This is a genomic window from Streptomyces djakartensis, from assembly GCF_014651075.1.
GTDB lineage: Bacteria > Actinomycetota > Actinomycetes > Streptomycetales > Streptomycetaceae > Streptomyces > Streptomyces djakartensis.
In genome coordinates this window covers 210653-227762 of the sequence record NZ_BMWE01000011.1, presented here as the reverse complement: position 1 = coordinate 227762, position 17110 = coordinate 210653, and the positions used below count along the sequence as shown (strand labels likewise).

At 73.5% G+C, this 17110-nt stretch carries 13 protein-coding genes, 1 tRNA gene and 1 other RNA gene; 2 read left to right on the top strand and 13 right to left on the bottom strand.

The features are described 5' to 3' along the window. Positions 1–123: 123 nt before the first annotated feature. A complete protein-coding gene (locus IE212_RS20770) occupies positions 124–2559 on the bottom strand; it encodes a DNA polymerase III subunit gamma and tau (RefSeq protein WP_190199376.1) in 2436 nt (811 codons plus the stop codon). 61 nt (positions 2560–2620) lie between these two features. Continuing rightward, positions 2621–2715: signal recognition particle sRNA small type (gene ffs, locus IE212_RS20765), an RNA gene on the bottom strand. 73 nt (positions 2716–2788) lie between these two features. Between ffs and IE212_RS20760 the strand changes: the two genes are divergently transcribed. Continuing rightward, positions 2789–2876 (top strand) — tRNA-Ser (locus tag IE212_RS20760). A gap of 381 nt (positions 2877–3257) precedes the next feature. On the opposite strand, the gene IE212_RS20750 is transcribed toward IE212_RS20760, so the two are convergent. From IE212_RS20750 to IE212_RS20720, 7 genes are all read right to left on the bottom strand, one after another. Beyond that, the gene (locus IE212_RS20750; RefSeq protein WP_190199375.1) at positions 3258–3632 is read right to left on the bottom strand and encodes a roadblock/LC7 domain-containing protein; all 375 of its coding nucleotides are present in this window, start codon (positions 3630–3632) and stop codon (positions 3258–3260) included. A gap of 80 nt (positions 3633–3712) precedes the next feature. Continuing rightward, positions 3713–4192 (bottom strand): roadblock/LC7 domain-containing protein, encoded by a 480-nt coding sequence (locus tag IE212_RS20745; RefSeq protein ID WP_190199374.1) that lies wholly within the window; start codon positions 4190–4192, stop codon positions 3713–3715. Between the two features lie 38 nt (positions 4193–4230). Next, positions 4231–5037: a transcriptional regulator gene (locus IE212_RS20740; RefSeq protein ID WP_373301412.1), complete on the bottom strand. Its 807-nt coding sequence runs from the start codon at positions 5035–5037 to the stop codon at positions 4231–4233. Further along, positions 5034–5441 (bottom strand): hypothetical protein, encoded by a 408-nt coding sequence (locus IE212_RS20735; protein ID WP_190199373.1) that lies wholly within the window; start codon positions 5439–5441, stop codon positions 5034–5036. Before IE212_RS20735 ends, IE212_RS20740 begins: the two co-directional genes overlap by 4 nt. 214 nt (positions 5442–5655) lie before the next feature. Next, a complete protein-coding gene (locus IE212_RS20730; protein ID WP_190199372.1) occupies positions 5656–7278 on the bottom strand; it encodes an ABC transporter substrate-binding protein in 1623 nt (540 codons plus the stop codon). A gap of 5 nt (positions 7279–7283) precedes the next feature. Continuing rightward, a complete protein-coding gene (locus tag IE212_RS35430; protein WP_190199371.1) occupies positions 7284–9536 on the bottom strand; it encodes a hypothetical protein in 2253 nt (750 codons plus the stop codon). Between the two features lie 159 nt (positions 9537–9695). Next, on the bottom strand, positions 9696–10163 hold the full coding sequence (locus IE212_RS20720) for an MSMEG_6728 family protein (RefSeq protein ID WP_190199370.1): 468 nt from the start codon (positions 10161–10163) through the stop codon (positions 9696–9698). A 171-nt stretch (positions 10164–10334) separates the two neighbouring features. Between IE212_RS20720 and IE212_RS20715 the strand changes: the two genes are divergently transcribed. Then, positions 10335–11309, top strand: coding sequence for a DUF72 domain-containing protein (locus tag IE212_RS20715; RefSeq protein WP_190199369.1), 975 nt, complete (start codon positions 10335–10337; stop codon positions 11307–11309). Here the strand turns inward: IE212_RS20715 and IE212_RS20710 are convergent. From IE212_RS20710 to IE212_RS34995, 4 genes are all read right to left on the bottom strand, one after another. Further along, positions 11209–13059 (bottom strand): copper resistance CopC/CopD family protein, encoded by a 1851-nt coding sequence (locus tag IE212_RS20710; RefSeq protein WP_190199437.1) that lies wholly within the window; start codon positions 13057–13059, stop codon positions 11209–11211. The two genes, IE212_RS20715 and IE212_RS20710, sit on opposite strands and share 101 nt — an antisense overlap. A gap of 161 nt (positions 13060–13220) precedes the next feature. Beyond that, positions 13221–13703, bottom strand: coding sequence for a cupin domain-containing protein (locus IE212_RS20705; RefSeq protein WP_190199368.1), 483 nt, complete (start codon positions 13701–13703; stop codon positions 13221–13223). Next, positions 13700–14308 (bottom strand): GNAT family N-acetyltransferase, encoded by a 609-nt coding sequence (locus IE212_RS20700; protein WP_190199367.1) that lies wholly within the window; start codon positions 14306–14308, stop codon positions 13700–13702. Before IE212_RS20700 ends, IE212_RS20705 begins: the two co-directional genes overlap by 4 nt. Beyond that, on the bottom strand, positions 14301–17084 hold the full coding sequence (locus IE212_RS34995; protein WP_229864483.1) for a penicillin acylase family protein: 2784 nt from the start codon (positions 17082–17084) through the stop codon (positions 14301–14303). Before IE212_RS34995 ends, IE212_RS20700 begins: the two co-directional genes overlap by 8 nt. Between the last annotated feature and the right edge of the window lie 26 nt (positions 17085–17110).

The window sequence follows — 17110 nt, the reverse complement described above, 5'->3', positions numbered from 1 at the left end:
AGCACCGGGATTCCTTTGTGCGGGCTTCCGAAGAGGGCGGGCTTCCTCGCTTGGACGTTCCTCCAAGGGGCCAAGAGGCCAGCTCCGGGCCTGGCTGCTCGTTCGAGGACTACTCGTCGAGGACTACTCGTTCGAGAACTCCTCCACCACCGTCGCTCCGAGTTCCCGGACGATCAGTTCCTGGCCCGAGAGGGCCGACTCGTCGAGGTCCGGGTCGTCGTCCTCGGGGATGTCGTCCTCGACGGACACGCGCCGTGGCTCCGGGGCGGACGGCCGGGGCACGGGAGCAGCCGGTGCGGGCGTGGGCGAGGGTCTGCTCGGCTCCTGGGCGGGGGGCGACGGCGCCGCCGACTGCGACGGGGCCTGGCGCTGCGCGGTCGCCGTACCGCCGCCGCCACCGGCGTTGTAGCCGCCACCTCCGCCGCTGCCGGTGTGGCTGCCGCCGCCGGAGTGACCGCTGCCGTAGCCGCCGCTTCCGCCGTGGCCGCCGCCGAGGCCGGAGGGGCCGCCCGGCGCCGGCGGGGGCGCGGAGCCGCCGGAGGGGTCGACGATCGCCTCGATCTTCCACTGGACGTTGAACTGCTCGCCCAGCGCCTGCCGCAGTACGTCCTCGCTGCCGCTGCTCAGGAAGTTGTCACGCGCACCCGCGTTGACGAAGCCGAGCTGGAGGGTCGTGCCGTCGAAGCCGGCCACCTGGGCGTTCTGGCTGAGCAGGATCCAGGTGAAGCGACGGCGGTTCTTGACGGCCTCCAGGATGTTCGGCCAGAGCATGCGGGGGTCGAGGCCGCCGGCGGGGGCGGCCTGGGCGGAGGCCGGGGGTTGGGCCGGTGGCTGCGCCGAGGGCGGGGGCGCCGGTGGGGCGCTGGGGGCGGGAGTGTTCGGCCCGGGGGTGTGCGCTGCCGGAGCGTTCGAGCCGGGCGTGCCGGGGGCGGCGGCCGTGGGCCAGCCGCCCGGGCGACGGCCACTGCCGGCCGAGGCCGCGGTGGGCCAGGCGCCCGGGCCCGGTGCGGACGGCGCCGAAGGAGCGGAGGCCGGCTGGGCCGGCTGGGCGGGCTGGGGCGGCTGGGCAGGCCGGGCGGGGCCCTCGACGGCGGGGCCGGACTCGGCCGGAGCGTCGGCGGGAGCTCCGGAAGCCCCTGGGGCGCCGGCCATGCCTGACACACCGGGCGCGTGTCCCGCAGGCGTGCCCGGCGCGGACGGCGACGCCCCCGGACCCGCCGCGGCTGGGGCGTTACCGCCGCCCGGCGCTCCGGAGGCACGGACAGCCGCCCGGGCCGCGGCCGGACCGCCGCCCGGCGGAACGGGCGCGCCCCCCGGGGCGCCGGCCGCCGCCCCGTGTCCCTCGGGCCCGGGCACGTATCCCATGGCGGGCATGCCGGAGGGCCCCTGGGAGGAGAAGTTCACGCCGCGCTCGATCCGGTCGAGGCGGGCCATGACGGACCGCTCGTCGCCGTAGGCGGCGGGGAGCAGGACGCGGGCGCAGATCAGCTCCAGCTGGAGACGGGGCGAGTTGGCGCCGCGCATCTCGGTCAGCCCCTCGTTGACGAGGTCGGCGGCCCGGCTCAGCTCGGCGGCGCCGAAGGTGCCTGCCTGGGCCTGCATACGCTCGACGACGTCCGCGGGGGCGTCGATGAGCCCCTTCTCCGCCGCGTCCGGCACGGCGGCCAGGATCACCAGGTCACGCAGCCGCTCCAGCAGGTCGGCGACGAAGCGCCGGGGGTCGTTCCCGCCCTCGATCACGCGGTCGACGACCTCGAAGGCCGCGGCCCCGTCGCCGGTGGCGAAGGCCTCGACGACGGAGTCGAGCAGGGAGCCGTCGGTGTACCCGAGCAGGGCGGTCGCCATGGCGTATGTCACACCGTCCTCGGCGGCGCCGGCGAGCAGCTGGTCCATGACGGACATGGAGTCACGTACCGACCCGCCGCCGGCCCGCACGACGAGCGGGAGGACACCCTCCTCGACCGGGATGTCCTCCTTCCGGCACACCTCGCCGAGGTACTCGCGCAGCGTGCCGGGCGGGACGAGCCGGAAGGGGTAGTGATGGGTCCGCGACCGGATCGTGCCGATGACCTTCTCGGGCTCGGTGGTCGCGAAGATGAACTTGAGATGCTCCGGCGGCTCCTCGACGACCTTCAGCAGCGCGTTGAACCCGGCCGACGTGACCATGTGGGCCTCGTCGATGATGTAGATCTTGTACCGGCTGCGCGCGGGGCCGAAGAAGGCCTTTTCGCGCAGGTCACGGGCGTCGTCCACACCGCCGTGCGAGGCGGCGTCGATCTCGATGACGTCGATGGACCCCGGTCCGTTGCGCGCGAGGTCCTGACAGGACTGGCACTCACCGCACGGCGTCGGCGTGGGCCCCTGCTCGCAGTTCAGGCACCGGGCGAGGATCCGCGCACTGGTCGTCTTGCCACAGCCGCGCGGCCCGCTGAACAGGTACGCGTGGTTGACCCGGTTGTTCCGCAGCGCCTGCTGCAGCGGGTCGGTGACATGCTCCTGCCCGATGACCTCGGTGAAGGTCTCCGGGCGGTAGCGGCGGTACAGAGCGAGAGACGACACGCATACGAGGTTATAGGCGCCCACCGACAACGGGCCCCGGCCAGGACATCCGGTCGGGAACGCAGACGCCCCCCACGCACCCGCCAGAGCCAACCTACCCTTGCTGCCTTCCGGCCCTGGGGGAGTTCAGTCAGATAGCGCCGCGTGAGGGGCTGCGCCAAGGCTACCTGATGTCGGGGGCGGGGAACGAGTTCGCGAGCACTCCTCTCGGTCATGTAATGTTTCCGGCGGAGGATTCGCCTAGAGGCCTAGGGCGCACGCTTGGAAAGCGTGTTGGGGGCAACCCCTCACGAGTTCGAATCTCGTATCCTCCGCCAGTGCCTCACCGGGCACGATGTCGAAGGGCCCCACCGTTCGCGGTGGGGCCCTTCGACGTTGTCCGTCTCAGTCTCCGTCTCAGTTGGTTTCCGGGAGCTCCCACAGCGCGTCGCCGACTTGCTGCGCGGCCTTGCGGAGCACGGCCCCCGTCACACGCATGTACCGAGCGCGCATCCGGGCCGCTCCCCGCAGGCTCCCTGGTGGAACCGAAGGGGGAACCATGAGCGGCTCTCACTCGGTTGTTCCGGCCTCCAGGCGGTGTTCGGCCCCGAGGAGCTGCTCAGCGCCTGGCGCAGGGCATGAACAGCAGTGCCTGAACAGGCGCGAAGGGCCCCACCCGTCGCCGGTGGGGCCCTTCGACGTGGGGCGTCGTTGTTCGCTCAGACCTCGAGCTGGGCCTCGATTCTCCTCAGCTGGTGGCGGGCCATCGCCAGGTTGGCGCGGCCGGAGTCGAGTACGAGGTAGAGGAAGAGGCCGTTGCCTCCCTGGCTCCTGAGCAGGCGGATCAGGTGGTACTGGGTGCCCAGGGTGATGAGGATGTCCTCGATCTCGTCCTGGATGCCGAGGAGCTCCATGGTGCGCAGCTTGGCGCGGACGACGTCGGTGTTGCCGGCGGCCGCCACGTTCAGGTCGAAGCCGTTGTTGCCTCCGATGGTTCCCAGCGCCATTCCGCTGGTGTAGTCGACGAGGGCGGCTCCGGTGGCGCCCTCGATCGACGAGAGGGCTTCCTTCAGCGCTGTTTCGGTGTTCGCCATGGCTTGCTGTTCCCTTCGGGTGGTGCCGGCCCTGGTGTCCGGGCCTGTTCTGAGCTGTGGTGCGGCCGGAGGCGCGCGGTCTACTCGCGAGTTGGGTCGGCCCGCCGCGACGGGGTCCGTACGGGCAGCGGGCCGCCCGTGGCGGTGGGGGTGGAGGGCGGCTGGCCGGGGGTGCGGTCGGGCTGGTGGGCTGCGGCCCGCAGCAGTTCGCCGATCCGGTTGCCGGAGCGGCGTCCTTCCAGGTGCAGCCGGCCGACGTTCACGCGTCCTTCGGCGACCAGGGTGAGCACGGCGGACGAGCCGGCGGCGTAGGTGGCCACGTAGCCGTGCGCGCCGCGGACGAGGAGCTCGCGGAAGTCGCCCTGCCCGGTGGCGTCGGTGAGCCGCAGCGCGACTCCCTGGGCGGTCGCGGTGAGGGCGGCCAGCCCCTCCGGCTGCACCCCCCGTATGTCCTGCGCCAGCACAAGGCCGTCGACGCTGGCGGCGAGGGCGCCGGTCAGTCGTGGCAGGCGGGCCCGGAGGCTGTGCAATTCGTCGAGGACTTCCGCCTCGGCCGCCATGAGCTGTCTCCTCTCGGCGCGCTGTCTGATCCCGCGGATCACAGGGCCTCCAATGCGTTCTTGATTCGGCGCAGCAGGGCGACGTCGTGGCCGTCCGAGGTCTCCGGGAGGCGGGCGGGCTCGGCGGCGGGCCGCGGTGGCCGCCGCGCCGCGGCCACGATGCCGGCGGCGGCGAGACGGCGGACGTCGACGAGGGTGTGGAAGGCGGGCCGGCCCAGGAGATGGGAGATGTCGGATGCCGTTCGCGTCCCGTCGACGTGCTCGAGGACCGCGCGCTGACGCCGCGGTACGGGTGTGTCGAGGGTGAGCCGGGTGCGTACGAGCGGCTGCGTGTCCGTCTCCTCCTCGGGCCAGATCTCGTGCAGCAGCTCCCGCCGGCGCACCGTCTCGCGCCGTACCGCGTCGACGGGCACGGGGCGCACCGCGCCCAGCCAGTGCGCTACCCCGTGCCGGAACCGCGCCGGACCGCCGCCCGGCCCGAGCACGAAGAACGCCGCGTCGTACAGCGCCCCGAGATGGCACAGTTGCAGCGCGCCCTCGGGGAAGCGGCCGCTGTCCACCAGGAAACGGCCCACCCGCCGCTGGGGCCCGGCCGCGGTGAGTGCCTGCGACCACTCCTCGGCGGACAGGGAGCCGCCCGCGGTGAGCAGCACGTCGAGTCCGGGCGTGTACGGGCTCTCCGCGTGTATCACCTGGCCGTCGGCGAGATACAGAGTGCCGCGCTCCCGCATGAGGGAGCCGGTCGCCCTCTCGCCGACGAGCCGGTCCAGCATCGGCGAGCCGGACGGAGCGGTGCCGGGATCACGCCGGGGGATGTCGGAGGAGAGCGTCGGCACAGCGGTCATCCCAGTACCAGCTGCCGCGCCAGGTCCCGCAGCCGGATGCGGGCCAGTGCGAGGTTGCCGTCGCTGCGGGCGAGCCACAGATGCAGGAAGACGCTGCTGTCGAAGGTGGTGCGGACGAACTGGAGGAGGTGGTAGCTGTCGCGGTTGGTGACGATCAGGTCCTCGACGGGAGTGTCGTCTCCGGAATCGCCGGACCAGTCGGAGCCGGCGGCCGGGGCGAAGGACTGGTACTCCGCCGCGATCCGGGCGAGCTCCGCCGCCTCGGCCGCCGCGACCTCGTAGTCACCGCCCGGGGACTCCCCCGCCGTGCCCAGGGCCAGGCCGCTGGTCCAGTCGACTACGGCGGCGCCCCGGGCGCCGGTCAGCTTCATGGCCTCCAGCAGACACTCGTCAATCCCGGACAACGAGGACTCCCCTCCCGGTGTGTGTGTCGAAGGAATCATGCAGAACCTAGACTCCGCATGTGGAGTAATGGTGACTAGTTCGTCAAACTGCCGTGGAATGTGAGACCGATGGGTAGCTTCGGTTGATTGTTTGAGGGATCGTCAGGCGACTTGTGTCCGCGTTTCCGCGTGTGTCCGCGTGTCCACGGCGTGCCCGGCCCTGCCGCGCACCCGCTCAGGGCGTGGCGCTCGGGATCACGCAGTTCTTCGGCTGCGGTGTGCCCGTCGGCCAGCCCAGGCCGACGAACTTCAGGGTGCCGGGGCCCTTCCGGCCCGGGTCGAGTTCGACGATCGCGGCCGGTTTGTCGTAGGCGTTGCCGCCTGTGGTGAGGCAGATCAGGCCGCTGGTGCCCTGGACCCGGTGGCGGGACTGCAGGAGGGGCCACTGGCGGCCCACGTCCTCCAGCGTGGGCACGGTGCTCTCGGGGGCGCCTCGCTGAGCCTGATGGAGGGCCTTGCCGATGGTGATCAGGCCGTCGTGGACGAGCATCGTGCGGGAGTCCTCGAGGGTCGGCGTGGAGCCGAGTTCCGTGCCCTCCTTCACCGTCGTGTCGATCTGCTTCCTGAGGGTGTCGAGGGCCGCCTCGGGTTCGGTGAGGTACTGGGGGAGGTCCTGGGCGGCCGGCTCGCGCTTGTGGGCCGCCGTGTACCTCTTCCTCCAGGCCGCGAGTTCCGTCGTCCAGGCGTCCGGGTGGGCGGGGGCCGCGTACTGGACCGTGACCTTCGGGCGGCCGTCGTCGCCGCGGAGCCTCGCCCAGTCCTTCTCGGTCATGTCCTGGCGCAGGGACGCGGCGTCGGAGCCGCTGATGATGGTGTAGTGGCGGTTCTTGCAGCCGACCTGGGCGAGTTTCAGAGCGAGGATGCGCAGGTGGAGGGTGCGGCCGGCGAAGTAGACGGTGTCGGCCTCGGAGTCGCAGATGTTGTTCGCCGTCTGGGTGAACTGGTTGCCCGTCGAACCCGCCTCGTCGATCGAGGGGGACTCGAAGGACATCGCCGCGGGGCCGGCCGGGCCCTTCTCCTCGATCCTGCTGAAGGCCCTCGCCAGCGACTCGTTGTAGCCGTCGGGGCGCTTGTCGTAGACGAGGACCGTCTTGAGGTTCCGCCGGCCCCGTTCGCCGTTGAAGTCGGCCAGGGCCCGGGCCGCGTCGTTGTTGGTGGGGAGGATGCGGGCCAGGCCGGGGAAGCGGAGTTTCGCCATGCCGTCCGGACCGTCCTCGTTGGCGATGCGGTCTCCGCTGATACGGGCGGCGAGCACGGGGATCTTGTTCTCCGTCAGGCGTTTCACGGCCGCCTCGGTGGCGGCGAGGCTCAGGTTGAAGCCGGTGACCGCGCGCAGCCGGTCCTCGGAGGAGGAGGCCATGCGCAGCAGGGCGTCGACGACCTTCTCCTGACGGCCGTAGTCCTGCCCGGGGTTGGCCAGCACCAGGCGGATCTTGGGTGGTTCGCCCTCGCCCTCGTTGGCCTGCCGCTGTCCCAGGTACGCGCCCTGGAGATCGCTGCGCATCTGCCGGCGCACGGCCTCCCGGTCCGACTGGAGCGGCAGCATCATCGCCACCGTGACGTGCGGCTGCTTCTCGATCCGCTGGTTCTCGCGGGCGATGGCCCGGGCCACGTCGGTTATCTCCGGGTTACCGAAGTCGTATCCCTCGCCGTTGACGCCGACGCACTCGCCGTCGATCCGTTCCACACCGTCGGCACAGGTGTCCGGCTTGCGGATGAGGGAGGTGGTCACCGCGACGCCCGCGACGATCGCCACCGCGGCCAGCAGGGAGTAGAGGATCTTCCGCCATCTGGGCATGCCCGTCATCTCCTTCGCCGGAGCTGCTCGGTGCAGGTGCAGCGCAACAGGGGCTGTTCGTTCTCCGCGAGTCCGCTCCACTCCGTCGCCGTCCTGCTGAGCCGGCCCGCGCCCTCGAAGTCCATGATCGAGAGCAGGTCCAGCAGCTTGGCCAGCGTGCGGGCGGTCTCCTTGCCGGTGGGCCGGGTCCGCTCCTCGCACAGCCACACGGCGTGCAGCAGCTGGTCGACCGTGCGGCGCAGGGGCGGCCCGTCCGCTCCGACCAGGCCCTGGGCGCGGTCACGGCGGGCGTCCGCCCCGCCCGGGTAGGGGGCCTGGGCGATCTCCAGGAGATCCGCGCACCACTCGCCGGGGCGGCCGGGCAGGGTCGCGGCGAGGTGACTGACCACGTCGTCCGCGCCGCCTGAGACCAGGTGGTGGTTCATCTGGTGCGCGGTGAGGGAGCGGAAGGCCCCGTCACCGCCGCCCGAAGGGCCACCACCGCCCGGGGACCCGTCGCCCGATGCTCCGTCGCGTGCGGATCCGTCGCCCTGGGCCCCCTCCTCCCCGGCAGCTCTCCGCGCGTAGTGGTCGCGCAGCAGGTGGTGGTCGGCGTACCAGGCGGCGCCGTCCGGGCTCAGTCCGTAGAGCCGGTGCACCAGCAGCTGGCGGAGGCCGAAGTCGCCGATGAAATGGCGCTCGCAGGTGGGCCATCCGGTGTCGGTGAGCAGCTGGGCGACGTGATGGGCGGTCAGATGGTGGACGCGGCCCGACTGGTGATGGCGGAGCAGGACGTCCGCGCACTCGGTGTCGTGGGCCACCGACAGGTGGGTGAGGAGGTCGAGCCAGTGGGCGTGGTGCTCGGTCGGGAGCCGTACCGGTAACTGGTCCAGGATCAGTTCCCGCAGGAGCACGTCGGCGACGGGCCGTTCGGGGGCGTCGTCGCCGGGGAGCCCGGGCAGCCGTAACGGGGCGTCCAGGATGTCCCGGTCATTGGCGTCCGCCGGCATGCGGAAGGCGGCCGCGGCGGCGGCCAGACGGATCACCGTGTGCGGCCGGCCGCCGCTCAGCCGGGCCACGGCGGCGTCGATACGGCGGCGGTTCGCGCCGCCCTCCGGTTCGGCGCGCTGCTGTCTTCGCACGGTCTCCCGGCGGAGCTGGTCGCCGGAGAGCAGCGGCATCCGCAGCAGGAGCACGCCGTCGGCCAGGGGTGCGCGGTCCGCGCCCGCGTCGGTGCGGCGGGACCAGGCCGGTGGGGCGCCGTCGGCGGGGCGGTACTCGGCCGGGGCCGTCGCCTCCCGGGGCGGCAGGCCGCCGTGCAGGAAGGCCCCGCCGTCCGGGCGGCGTGCCGTGCCGATGATCACCAGGCGGTCGCGCTGCCCGGCCCGGCGGTCGGTGAGCACGGCCCGCAGCAACCGCTCGCCCAGGGGCGACTCGGCGTGGTCCAGCAGCAGGCCCGGGCGGCCGACCCGGCGCAGCCAGCCGGAGGCCGAGGCGTACGCCGCCTCCAGGTCCTCGCGCAGGGCCCGGAAGAGGAAGCCTTCCGCGACCTCCCGTGCCTCGCCGCCGGCCCGGAAGTCGGCGGCGAGGATACGCAGACCTATCCTGGGCTGGCCGGCCGCGCCGGGATAGGCGCCGTAGACGCGCTCCAGTTCCGCCCTGCCCCGGGGTGCCGCACGCTCGAAGAGGGCGTCCAGCAGGGCGTTGCTGACGGCCGTCGAGTACACGTCGTCGAGCGCCTGCCCGGACAGGCTCATCAGCAGGTTGCGGATGGTGCCGTGCAGCACGCCCCGCCAGAAGTCGCCGGTGACCAGCCCGCGCAGACGTTGCCTCTGGGCCAGTCCCTCGTACCGTTCGGCCTCCGTCACGACCGCCTCGGGTGTGCCCTCCGTGACGCCGGTCGCGATCACGGCGAGGCCCGCGAACAAGCGCGGAAAGGCGAACGATCCGCCCGTTCCCTGCCAGGTGCTCAGCCGCCGGGCGACCTCCACCAGGGCCTCGGTCGCGGCCGAGCGGGCGCCCGGCTCCGGGTCCGCGCGGTCCGCGTACACCGGGGAGGCGCAGTCCAGGTGTATCACCGGCACCTTGGCGGCGAAGCGGTCCCGCACGGCGCGCAGCAGCCGGCCCTTGCCCATGCCCGGGCCGCCGGTGAGCAGCACCACCGGAAGGTCGGGTCCGTACAGCGGGTCCCGGCCGGCGCCCGAGGGCGCCCGGCCGAGCAGACGGGCGAAGAAGCCGTCCTCGTCGAGGAGTCTTTCGAACCCCAGTTCTTCACACACGGACCCCCCATGGTGTGCCTGCCCGCCCCGGGGGGGCGGGTGACCCGTGACCGATGTGCCAGAAAAGATCCAGTGGAGCACGGAACCACCTGACCGGACAACAGGTACTGCACGGGGAGGAGTTGCGGAATTTCCGGCTACGACCCGGCTGCGCCCCGCCTACGGCTGCCGGTCCGAGGCGGGCCAGACGTAGGGGAGGTCGTCGGGGACGTCCGGGAAGTGCCGGGTGTACGTCGCCGGATCCTTGCGGACCAGGGCGGAGCGGTGGCTGCGGTGGAAGGAGTCGTCGCCCAGCCAGGGCGGCAGTTCACCCTCGGCCGCCAGGACCGGCTGGTCCCTGACCGGCGCGTGGGGGCGGGTGGCCGCGAGGTCGGCGACCAGGGTGGCCGCGCAGCTGTCCTGGTGGCCCAGTTCGCGCCAGACGCGGCAGATCTCCAGCCCGTAGCGGACCAGGGCCTCCTCGTACCCGGCCCACATCCGCACGGCCGGGTGCCGGCGCCACCCGTAGCCCGGTACGACCAGGCCGCGCAGCACCTGCAGGGCCTCGACCCGCTGTTTGCCGAGCCGGCGGCGGTCCAGGACCAGGGCCGACTCCCGGAAGCCGGGGTAGGGAAGGAAGGTCTGCACGCCGTGTGGGTCCTCGCGGGAAGTTCTTCTCGTAGGGCCGATCGCTGGGCATGAGTACCCCTTTTGCCCTGATTCATATCGGTAGCAGCATCAGGCGGACAGCCGGGACGGCCCGTCTCCCGTCGCCCCCGGGCGAGCCTGCCGGTGCCGGGCCCGGGTAACCGCTCCCCCATGGGCGAGATCCTCGTGGGCACGTGTTCCTGGACCGACCGGGCGCTGGTCGGCAGCGGCTGGTACCCGCCGGGGCGGCGGGACGCCGAGGGGAGGTTACGGCACTACGCCGAGCGGTTCCCGGTCGTCGAGGTCGACGCGTCGTACTACGCGCTGCCGAGCGAGCGGAACAGCCGGCTGTGGGCCGAGCGCACACCGGACGGGTTCGTGTTCGACGTCAAGGCGTTCTCGCTGCTCACCGGACATCCCACCAGGGATGCGGTGATGCCGGGCGGGCTGCCGGCCGATCACCGGGACCCGGCGGTGCTCGATGCGGTGTGGGACCGCTTCCGCGCCGGCATCGAGCCGCTGCGGCAGGCCGGGCGGCTCGGGAGCGTGCTGTTCCAGTTCCCTCCCTGGTTCCGGCCCGGGCAGCGGGCGGAGGCGTTCCTGCGGGACTGCGCCGAGCGCACGGACGGATGGCCCGTCGCCGTGGAGTTCCGGCATCCCTCGTGGTGGGTGCCGGACCGGGCGGAGGCCACGTGCGGGCTGCTCGCCCGGTACGGCATGGCCGCGGTCTCCGTCGACATGACGCAGACGCTCCCCTCCTCCGTCCCGCCGGTCACGCCCGTCACCTCTCCCCGGCTGTCCGTCGTGCGGTTCCACGGCCGCAGCACAGCCTGGGGAACCGGGAGCAAGGAGGACCGGTTCCGGTACGGGTACGGCGAGGACGAACTCGCCGAGTGGCTGCCCCGGGTGCGCCGGCTGGCGGAGCGGGCCGAGCAGGTGCACGTGCTGTTCAACAACTGCTGCGGCGACGCGGCCGTACGCGCCGCCGAGTGCATGACGCGGCTGCTCGGCCGCGACGCCACGGCGGCGACGGCGCCGACGGTGCCTAGGGCACGATCCGCACCTTCTTCGTCACCGTCACCTGGTCGACGTCCGACACCCGCACGGTCGTCTTCATCGTCCAGGTCCCGGGAAGGGGGAGGTTGACGGCGTTGGTGCCCCAGTAGCCGCCCGCGTCGGTGAGTCCGGCGTCGATCGGGCCGATCCTCCGGGACGGGAGGGTGAAGGTGATGCGGACCTCGGGGACGAGGATCGGGCCCTTGTCGGCGCCGTGGACGACGGCCTGGATGCCGTTGTCGCCGACGCGGGCCGGGTCCAGGGTGACGTACACCGTGCCGCGGTCGGACAGCGTGCTGCCGGTGCTTCCCCCGAAGTCGAAGGGCACCACCGTGAGGGAGGTGGGCGGCAGCGCACCCACCGGCGCCCGCTGTGCCGCCTCGGCCTGCGCACGGCCGGGCAGCGTGGTGGTGAGCAGGGTCGTGATCAGCAGCACCACGGCGGCCACTGCCACTTCGACGAGGACGGAGCGGCGCAGGAAGCGCCGCTGGGCGTCCGGGTCACCGGCCCCGGTTGCCGGATGCCCGGGCGCCGGATCATCAGGTGCCGGATCGTCAGGCGCCGCATCGCCGGGCGCGGGCTCACCGGGCCCGGTCCGCTCGGTCGTCTCCGGCCGGGCCGGTGCGCCGACCGGCTCCGGCACACGTCCCGGTACGGCCGTCCGGGCGGCGGCGGCCACCGGTGCCGCGAGGCGGTCAGTCCAGCGCCTGGAGTAGTTGGCCGCCATCAGCAGCACGGTCACCGCGACCAGTTTGGTGAGCAGCAGCCTGCCGTACGACGTCCCGGTCAGCGCGGAGAGGGTGCCGAGGCCGCGCCAGGACTGGTAGAGGCCGGTCACGGCCAGGACCGTCACCGAGGCGAAGGCGATCCGCGAGAAGCGGGGCACGACCTCCCGCAGGACGTCACCCGACACGCGGCGCATGGTCAGCAGCAGTGCCACCAGGCCGCCGAGCCACACCCCGGTCGCCACCAGGTGCAGCACCGACGACGTCATCGCCACCGGCACCTGGATCCCGGCGGAGGCGTGCTCGGCCGCCGCCCAGGTCAGGGCGAGCGCGACGGCCAGGGCCGTGCCCGCCGCGAGTACGGCAGGCCGCCGGCGCTCCCGGCTTCCGGCCAGCCGCACGAGGAACACGGCGGTCAGCAGGAGGATCACCAGCCGGGCCAGCAGGGCCCAGCCCGGGCGGCTGCCGAGGGTGCGCAGGAGGGCGGAGGCGTCGAAGGCCGCGGCCGGCCCGGCGCCCGCCTCGTACGGGGCGCGCAGGAACAGCAGGACGACCGTGGAGCCGAGCAGCGTCCACCAGGCGCCCACCAGCGGCCTGCGCAGCGGCGAGGTGTCGGCCGGCCGGCACAGCAGCGCGAACGCCACGGCGCCGATGAGCAGCGCGGCGGCGAGGTAGGTGAGATAGCGGGCGGCGTCGTGCAGAGCGCCGGTCAGCGGGTCCTCGGACGGGCCGGCGCCGATCTGCGCGCTCGTGGCGGTGCGTTTGCCGACGGAGAAGGTGAACGCGCCGGAGACCGGGTGGCTGTCCGAGGAGACCACCCGCCAGGCCACCGTGTACGTGCCCTGGGTGAGCTTCCGCGGCAGTCCGACCCGGGCCGTGTCGGAGCGGCCGTCCGTGTGCCGCGCCTCTCCGGTGCGCACGCGGTGCTGGTCCGGGCCGTAGATCCGGAACGAGTCGTCGAGCAGGCCGACGGACTCGGTGAAGGTCAGGGTGACGTGGCGGGGGGCCTGTCGGACGACGGATCCGTCGTCGGGGTCGGTACTGCGGAGGGCGGCGTGGGCGGAGGCGGGGGCTGCTCCGCCGAGGAGCAGTACCAGCACGGTGCCGAGCAGCACCAGGGCTTGTGTGCGCCGGGGGTGTCCGACATTGCGCTCCTCGTTCCGCCGTTGGTCCACGTGCGTCTCCGGGGTTGGGCCGTACCACTCCGCGTTAAGTACGGACGGGATCGGTGTAGCGCTCACCGATGAGGGGGCGTCCGCGGAACAGCCGGAGGGAATCACTGGAGAGAAGGCCGGCACAGCCCGGCGATCCTGTCCGCCTCACCCGGATAGCGTGCGGTCAGCTCCGCCGCGTCCCCGTGCTCGTAGCCCTCGAACGTGAAGCCGGGGGCCATCGTGCAGCCGAACAGCGCCCACGCGCCGCCCCCGCGCACCCGGCCGCCCATCCAGGTGCCCGCCGGGACGGTGAACTGGACATGCTGTCCCCGCGTGACGTCCGGGCCCAGCACCACCGTGGTCGTGGTCCCGTCGGGCGCGAGCAGGAGGAGGTCCAGGGGGTCGCCGAGGTAGAAGTGCCAGATCTCGTCCGTGGGCAGGCGGTGCAGGGCCGAGAAGTCGTCCGCCGTCAGCAGTGCGACGATCGCCGTGCCCTCGGGGCGGCCGTCCGGGCGCTGCGGTCCGGACCAGGTCTGGCGGAACAGGCCGCCCTCGCGGGGGATCGGCTCCAGGCCGTAGTGGGTGATGAGTTCCTCGGGCGTCACCCGGGGAAGAGTAGCCCCCGGTCCAGGAAGGCGAGCTGGGCCTTCTTCTCCGGCAGGTGGACGTCCGGGAGGTCGATCTCCGGCAGGACGACCACCGGCCCCTGGGTGAATCCCAGCTCGAGGAAACGGGCGACCGCCTTCTCGTTGCGCACGTCCGGGTCGACGACGACCCGCCGGCGGTCCAGGCCCAGCAGGACGTACTCGGCGATGGCGGCCACCAGCCGGGGGGTCCAGCCGGAGCGTGCGCCGCCCGGTCCGGCCGGGGCGACCAGCAGGTGGATGCCGATGTCGCCGGGGCGGACGTCGTAGCACTCCCCGACCCGGTCCGCGCCGGGCTCGTAGGTCTGCAGGAGCGCGACCGGCTCGCCGTCCCGGACGAGGAGGTAGGCGTGGTGGGTGGTGAGCGTGGCCATGTGGGTGTAGATCTCGGCCACCTGCTGTTCGGTGAGGCCGTTCATGCCCCAGAAGACGGCCCGGTCCTCGCTCACCCAGCGATGGACCACTCCGGAGTCGGCCTCCGGGTCCAGCGGCAGGACGCGGACGGTGCCGAAGCCGTCGGTCACCTGCTCGTGGACGGCCGTGCGGGAGGCGTACGGGTCAGACATCGGTCTCCTTCTTCAGCTGGGTCCAGTCGGTGACGACCGGGACGAGTTCTCCGCGCACCCACAGGGGGAGCTGGTCGCGGTGGTGGGGCGAGCCGGGGACGCCCGAGGCGCCGAGCGGGACCACCCACCGGCTGTCCTCGCGCCGGGCCAGGTCCCAGACGTAGCGGGCGGCCGGGCCCCGTGCGGACAGGTCGGTGAGGCCGGGCACGGCCGAGGTGCACAGCACGCAGTCGTGGTCGCCGGACAGGCCCGGTTCGTCGTACGGCGTCTCCGGCTCCAGCGCCCGCCAGGGGGCGAGCCGGTGGGTGTCGCCCCAGACACCGGCGGGTGGCTGCGCGGCCACCTCCTCGACCGCCGCGCGCACGGCCGCCGGCCGGTCGACGCCGTACAGATCCTCGGCCCGCAGCAGGTGTTCCAGCGCGAAGCCGACCCGCGGGAGCAGGGCCAGCCAGGGCCGGAGCACCTCGGGGTACGGCGGCGGGGTGGCGAGTGCGGCGAAGGCCGGGTGCGCCGCCAGGTGCCGTACGACCGCGCCGCGCACCGCCGCGTAGTGGGCCGCGTCGGCGCTGCCGGCGTCCATACGGCGGTCCCAGGCGAGGAGGCGGTCGCGGAGGGCGGAGGCCTCGGGGGTGAGGCCGTCGAGGGCGCGGAGGTGGTCCAGGAGGGCGGACGCGGAGGCGAGGTGGGTGTCGGTGTGGATCGCGGGCATGTCGGCGGCGGACCAGCGCCGCCGGCCGGCGAGCAGCTCGGCGATGCGGTCGGCGCGGTGCGGCGGGGCGAACTCGACGCCGAGCGGTTCGGCCGGGCCGCGCTGGTTGGCCATCACGGCGACGCCGTCGCTGAGCCCGGCGCGGGGCGTCTCGTGCCAGCCCTGCCACTCGTGCCCGGGCTCCCAGGCGGGCACCAGGCGGACCCGGTTGGCCTCGGCGCGCAGCGGCACCCGCCCGGCCACGCGGTGCAGGACACCGCCGTCGGTGTCGGCGGCCTGAACGACGTTGACCGGCTCGGCCCACCGGTCGAAGGCCTTGTCGACGTCGGCGACCCGGCGGGCCCGCAACAGCGGCAGCAGAGCGCCGAAGCCGAGGTCGCCGCTGACGCGGGGCGGATAGCGCAGGCTGACCGCCGACGGCGGATCGACGGGGCCGTCGGCCCCGTCGGACCCGGCCGCATCGGCGGAACCCCCCGGACGCGCCGCGCCCACCGGACCGCCACCCGTACCCGGCAGTCCCACACCCGACACCGGATCGCCCGCAGGACCCACCGGGTCAGCCGGACCGCCAGCCGTACCCGCAGGCGTCGCGCCCGACACCGGATCGCCCCCAGGACCCACCGGGTCAGCCGGACCACCACCCGAACGCATCGGGTCAGCCGGACCGCCGGCCCCACCCGGCAGCCCCACCGCATCACCCGACACCGGACCGCCAGCCGTACCCACAGGCGTCGCGCCCGACACCGGATCGCCCCCAGGACCCGCCGCGTCAGCCGGACCACCACCCGAACACATCGGGTCAGCCGGACCGCCGGCCCCACCCGGCAGCCCCACCGCATCACCCGACACCGGACCGCCAGCCGTACCCACAGGCGTCGCGCCCGACACCGGATCGCCCCCAGGACCCACCGGGTCAGCCGGACCACTACCCGAACACATCGGGTCAGCCGGACCGCCGGCCCCATCCGGCAGCCCCACCGCATCACCCGGCACCGGACCGCCAGCCGTACCCGCAGGCGTCGCGCCCGCCGCGTCACCGGTCACAGGGCCAGGACCGGAACCCACCACACCTGCCGGATCACCCGACGCCGGCAGAGCGTCGGCAAGGCCCGGCACCGGCGCGTCCACCGGATCGCCGTCGATCCCCTCGGGCCCCCCGATGACCACCGGTCCCCGGTCGGTCTCGATCACCTCGACCTCGACGGGTTCCTCGCCGGCCACCTCGATGACCTCCGTGTGCCGGGACGCCCGGCGCCAGACCCCGTCGGGGCCGAGGGCCTCCACTCCGGCGCCGGTGCGCCGCAGCCGCTCCCGGTACAGGTCCTGGTAGTCGGCCATGGCGTTGGTGATGGCCCAGGCGACCGTGCCGGTGTGGCCGAAGTGGGCGATGCCGGGGACGCCGGGCACGGCCAGGCCCACGACGTCGAACTCCGGGCAGGACAGGTGGATCTGCTGGTAGACGCCCGGGTCCTCGATCCAGCGGTGCGGGTCACCGGCGATGACCGCCCGCCCGGTGACGGTCCGCTCCCCGCTCACCAGCCAGCCGTTGCTGCCGGAGGTTCCGGGGCCGTCGGTGGCGAAGAGGCCGACCGCGTCCGCGCCGAGGTGCGCGGTGACCTGCTCGCGCCAGAGCTTGGCCGGGAACCCGGCGAAGAGGATGTGGGTGGCGAGCCAGACGCCGAGCGGGGTCCAGGGCTTCCAGGAGCCGGGGGCGAGACCGGTCCGGGCGAACTCGGGTGCCGCGTCGGCTCCTTCCCCCAGACCCGCGTTCACCCCGTCCACGTACGCCCGCACCCAGTGCGCCGTCTCCGGATCCCGTTCCTCCAGGTCGGCGAAGCAGCGTCTGGCCGTGTCGTCGAGCCGGGCCCGTCTGGCGAACCGGTCCCAGGCCAGGGCGCTCGCGCCGAGGAAGGACGCCGAGGTGCCCTGGGCCCGGTGCCGCTCGGTCTCCAGCTGCCAGGCCCGGTCGCGGGCGGTGACCAGGCCCTGCGCGTGGGCGAGTTCCGCCGCGCTGCCCGCGCGCAGATGCGGAATGCCCCAGGCGTCACGGTAGATCTCGACGGTCACCCTGTACCCCCACTTTGCTTTAGGTT

Bases quoted from the DNA above. Each gene is read 5' to 3' on its own strand.
- IE212_RS20750 (WP_190199375.1), bottom strand. From the start codon at position 3,632: ATGGCGAACACCGAAACAGCGCTGAAGGAAGCCCTCTCGTCGATCGAG.
- IE212_RS20745 (WP_190199374.1), bottom strand. From the start codon at position 4,192: ATGGCGGCCGAGGCGGAAGTCCTCGACGAATTGCACAGCCTCCGGGCC.
- IE212_RS20740 (WP_373301412.1), bottom strand. From the start codon at position 5,037: ATGACCGCTGTGCCGACGCTCTCCTCCGACATCCCCCGGCGTGATCCC.
- IE212_RS20730 (WP_190199372.1), bottom strand. From the start codon at position 7,278: ATGCCCAGATGGCGGAAGATCCTCTACTCCCTGCTGGCCGCGGTGGCG.
- IE212_RS20715 (WP_190199369.1), top strand. From the start codon at position 10,335: ATGGGCGAGATCCTCGTGGGCACGTGTTCCTGGACCGACCGGGCGCTG.
- IE212_RS20700 (WP_190199367.1), bottom strand. From the start codon at position 14,308: ATGTCTGACCCGTACGCCTCCCGCACGGCCGTCCACGAGCAGGTGACC.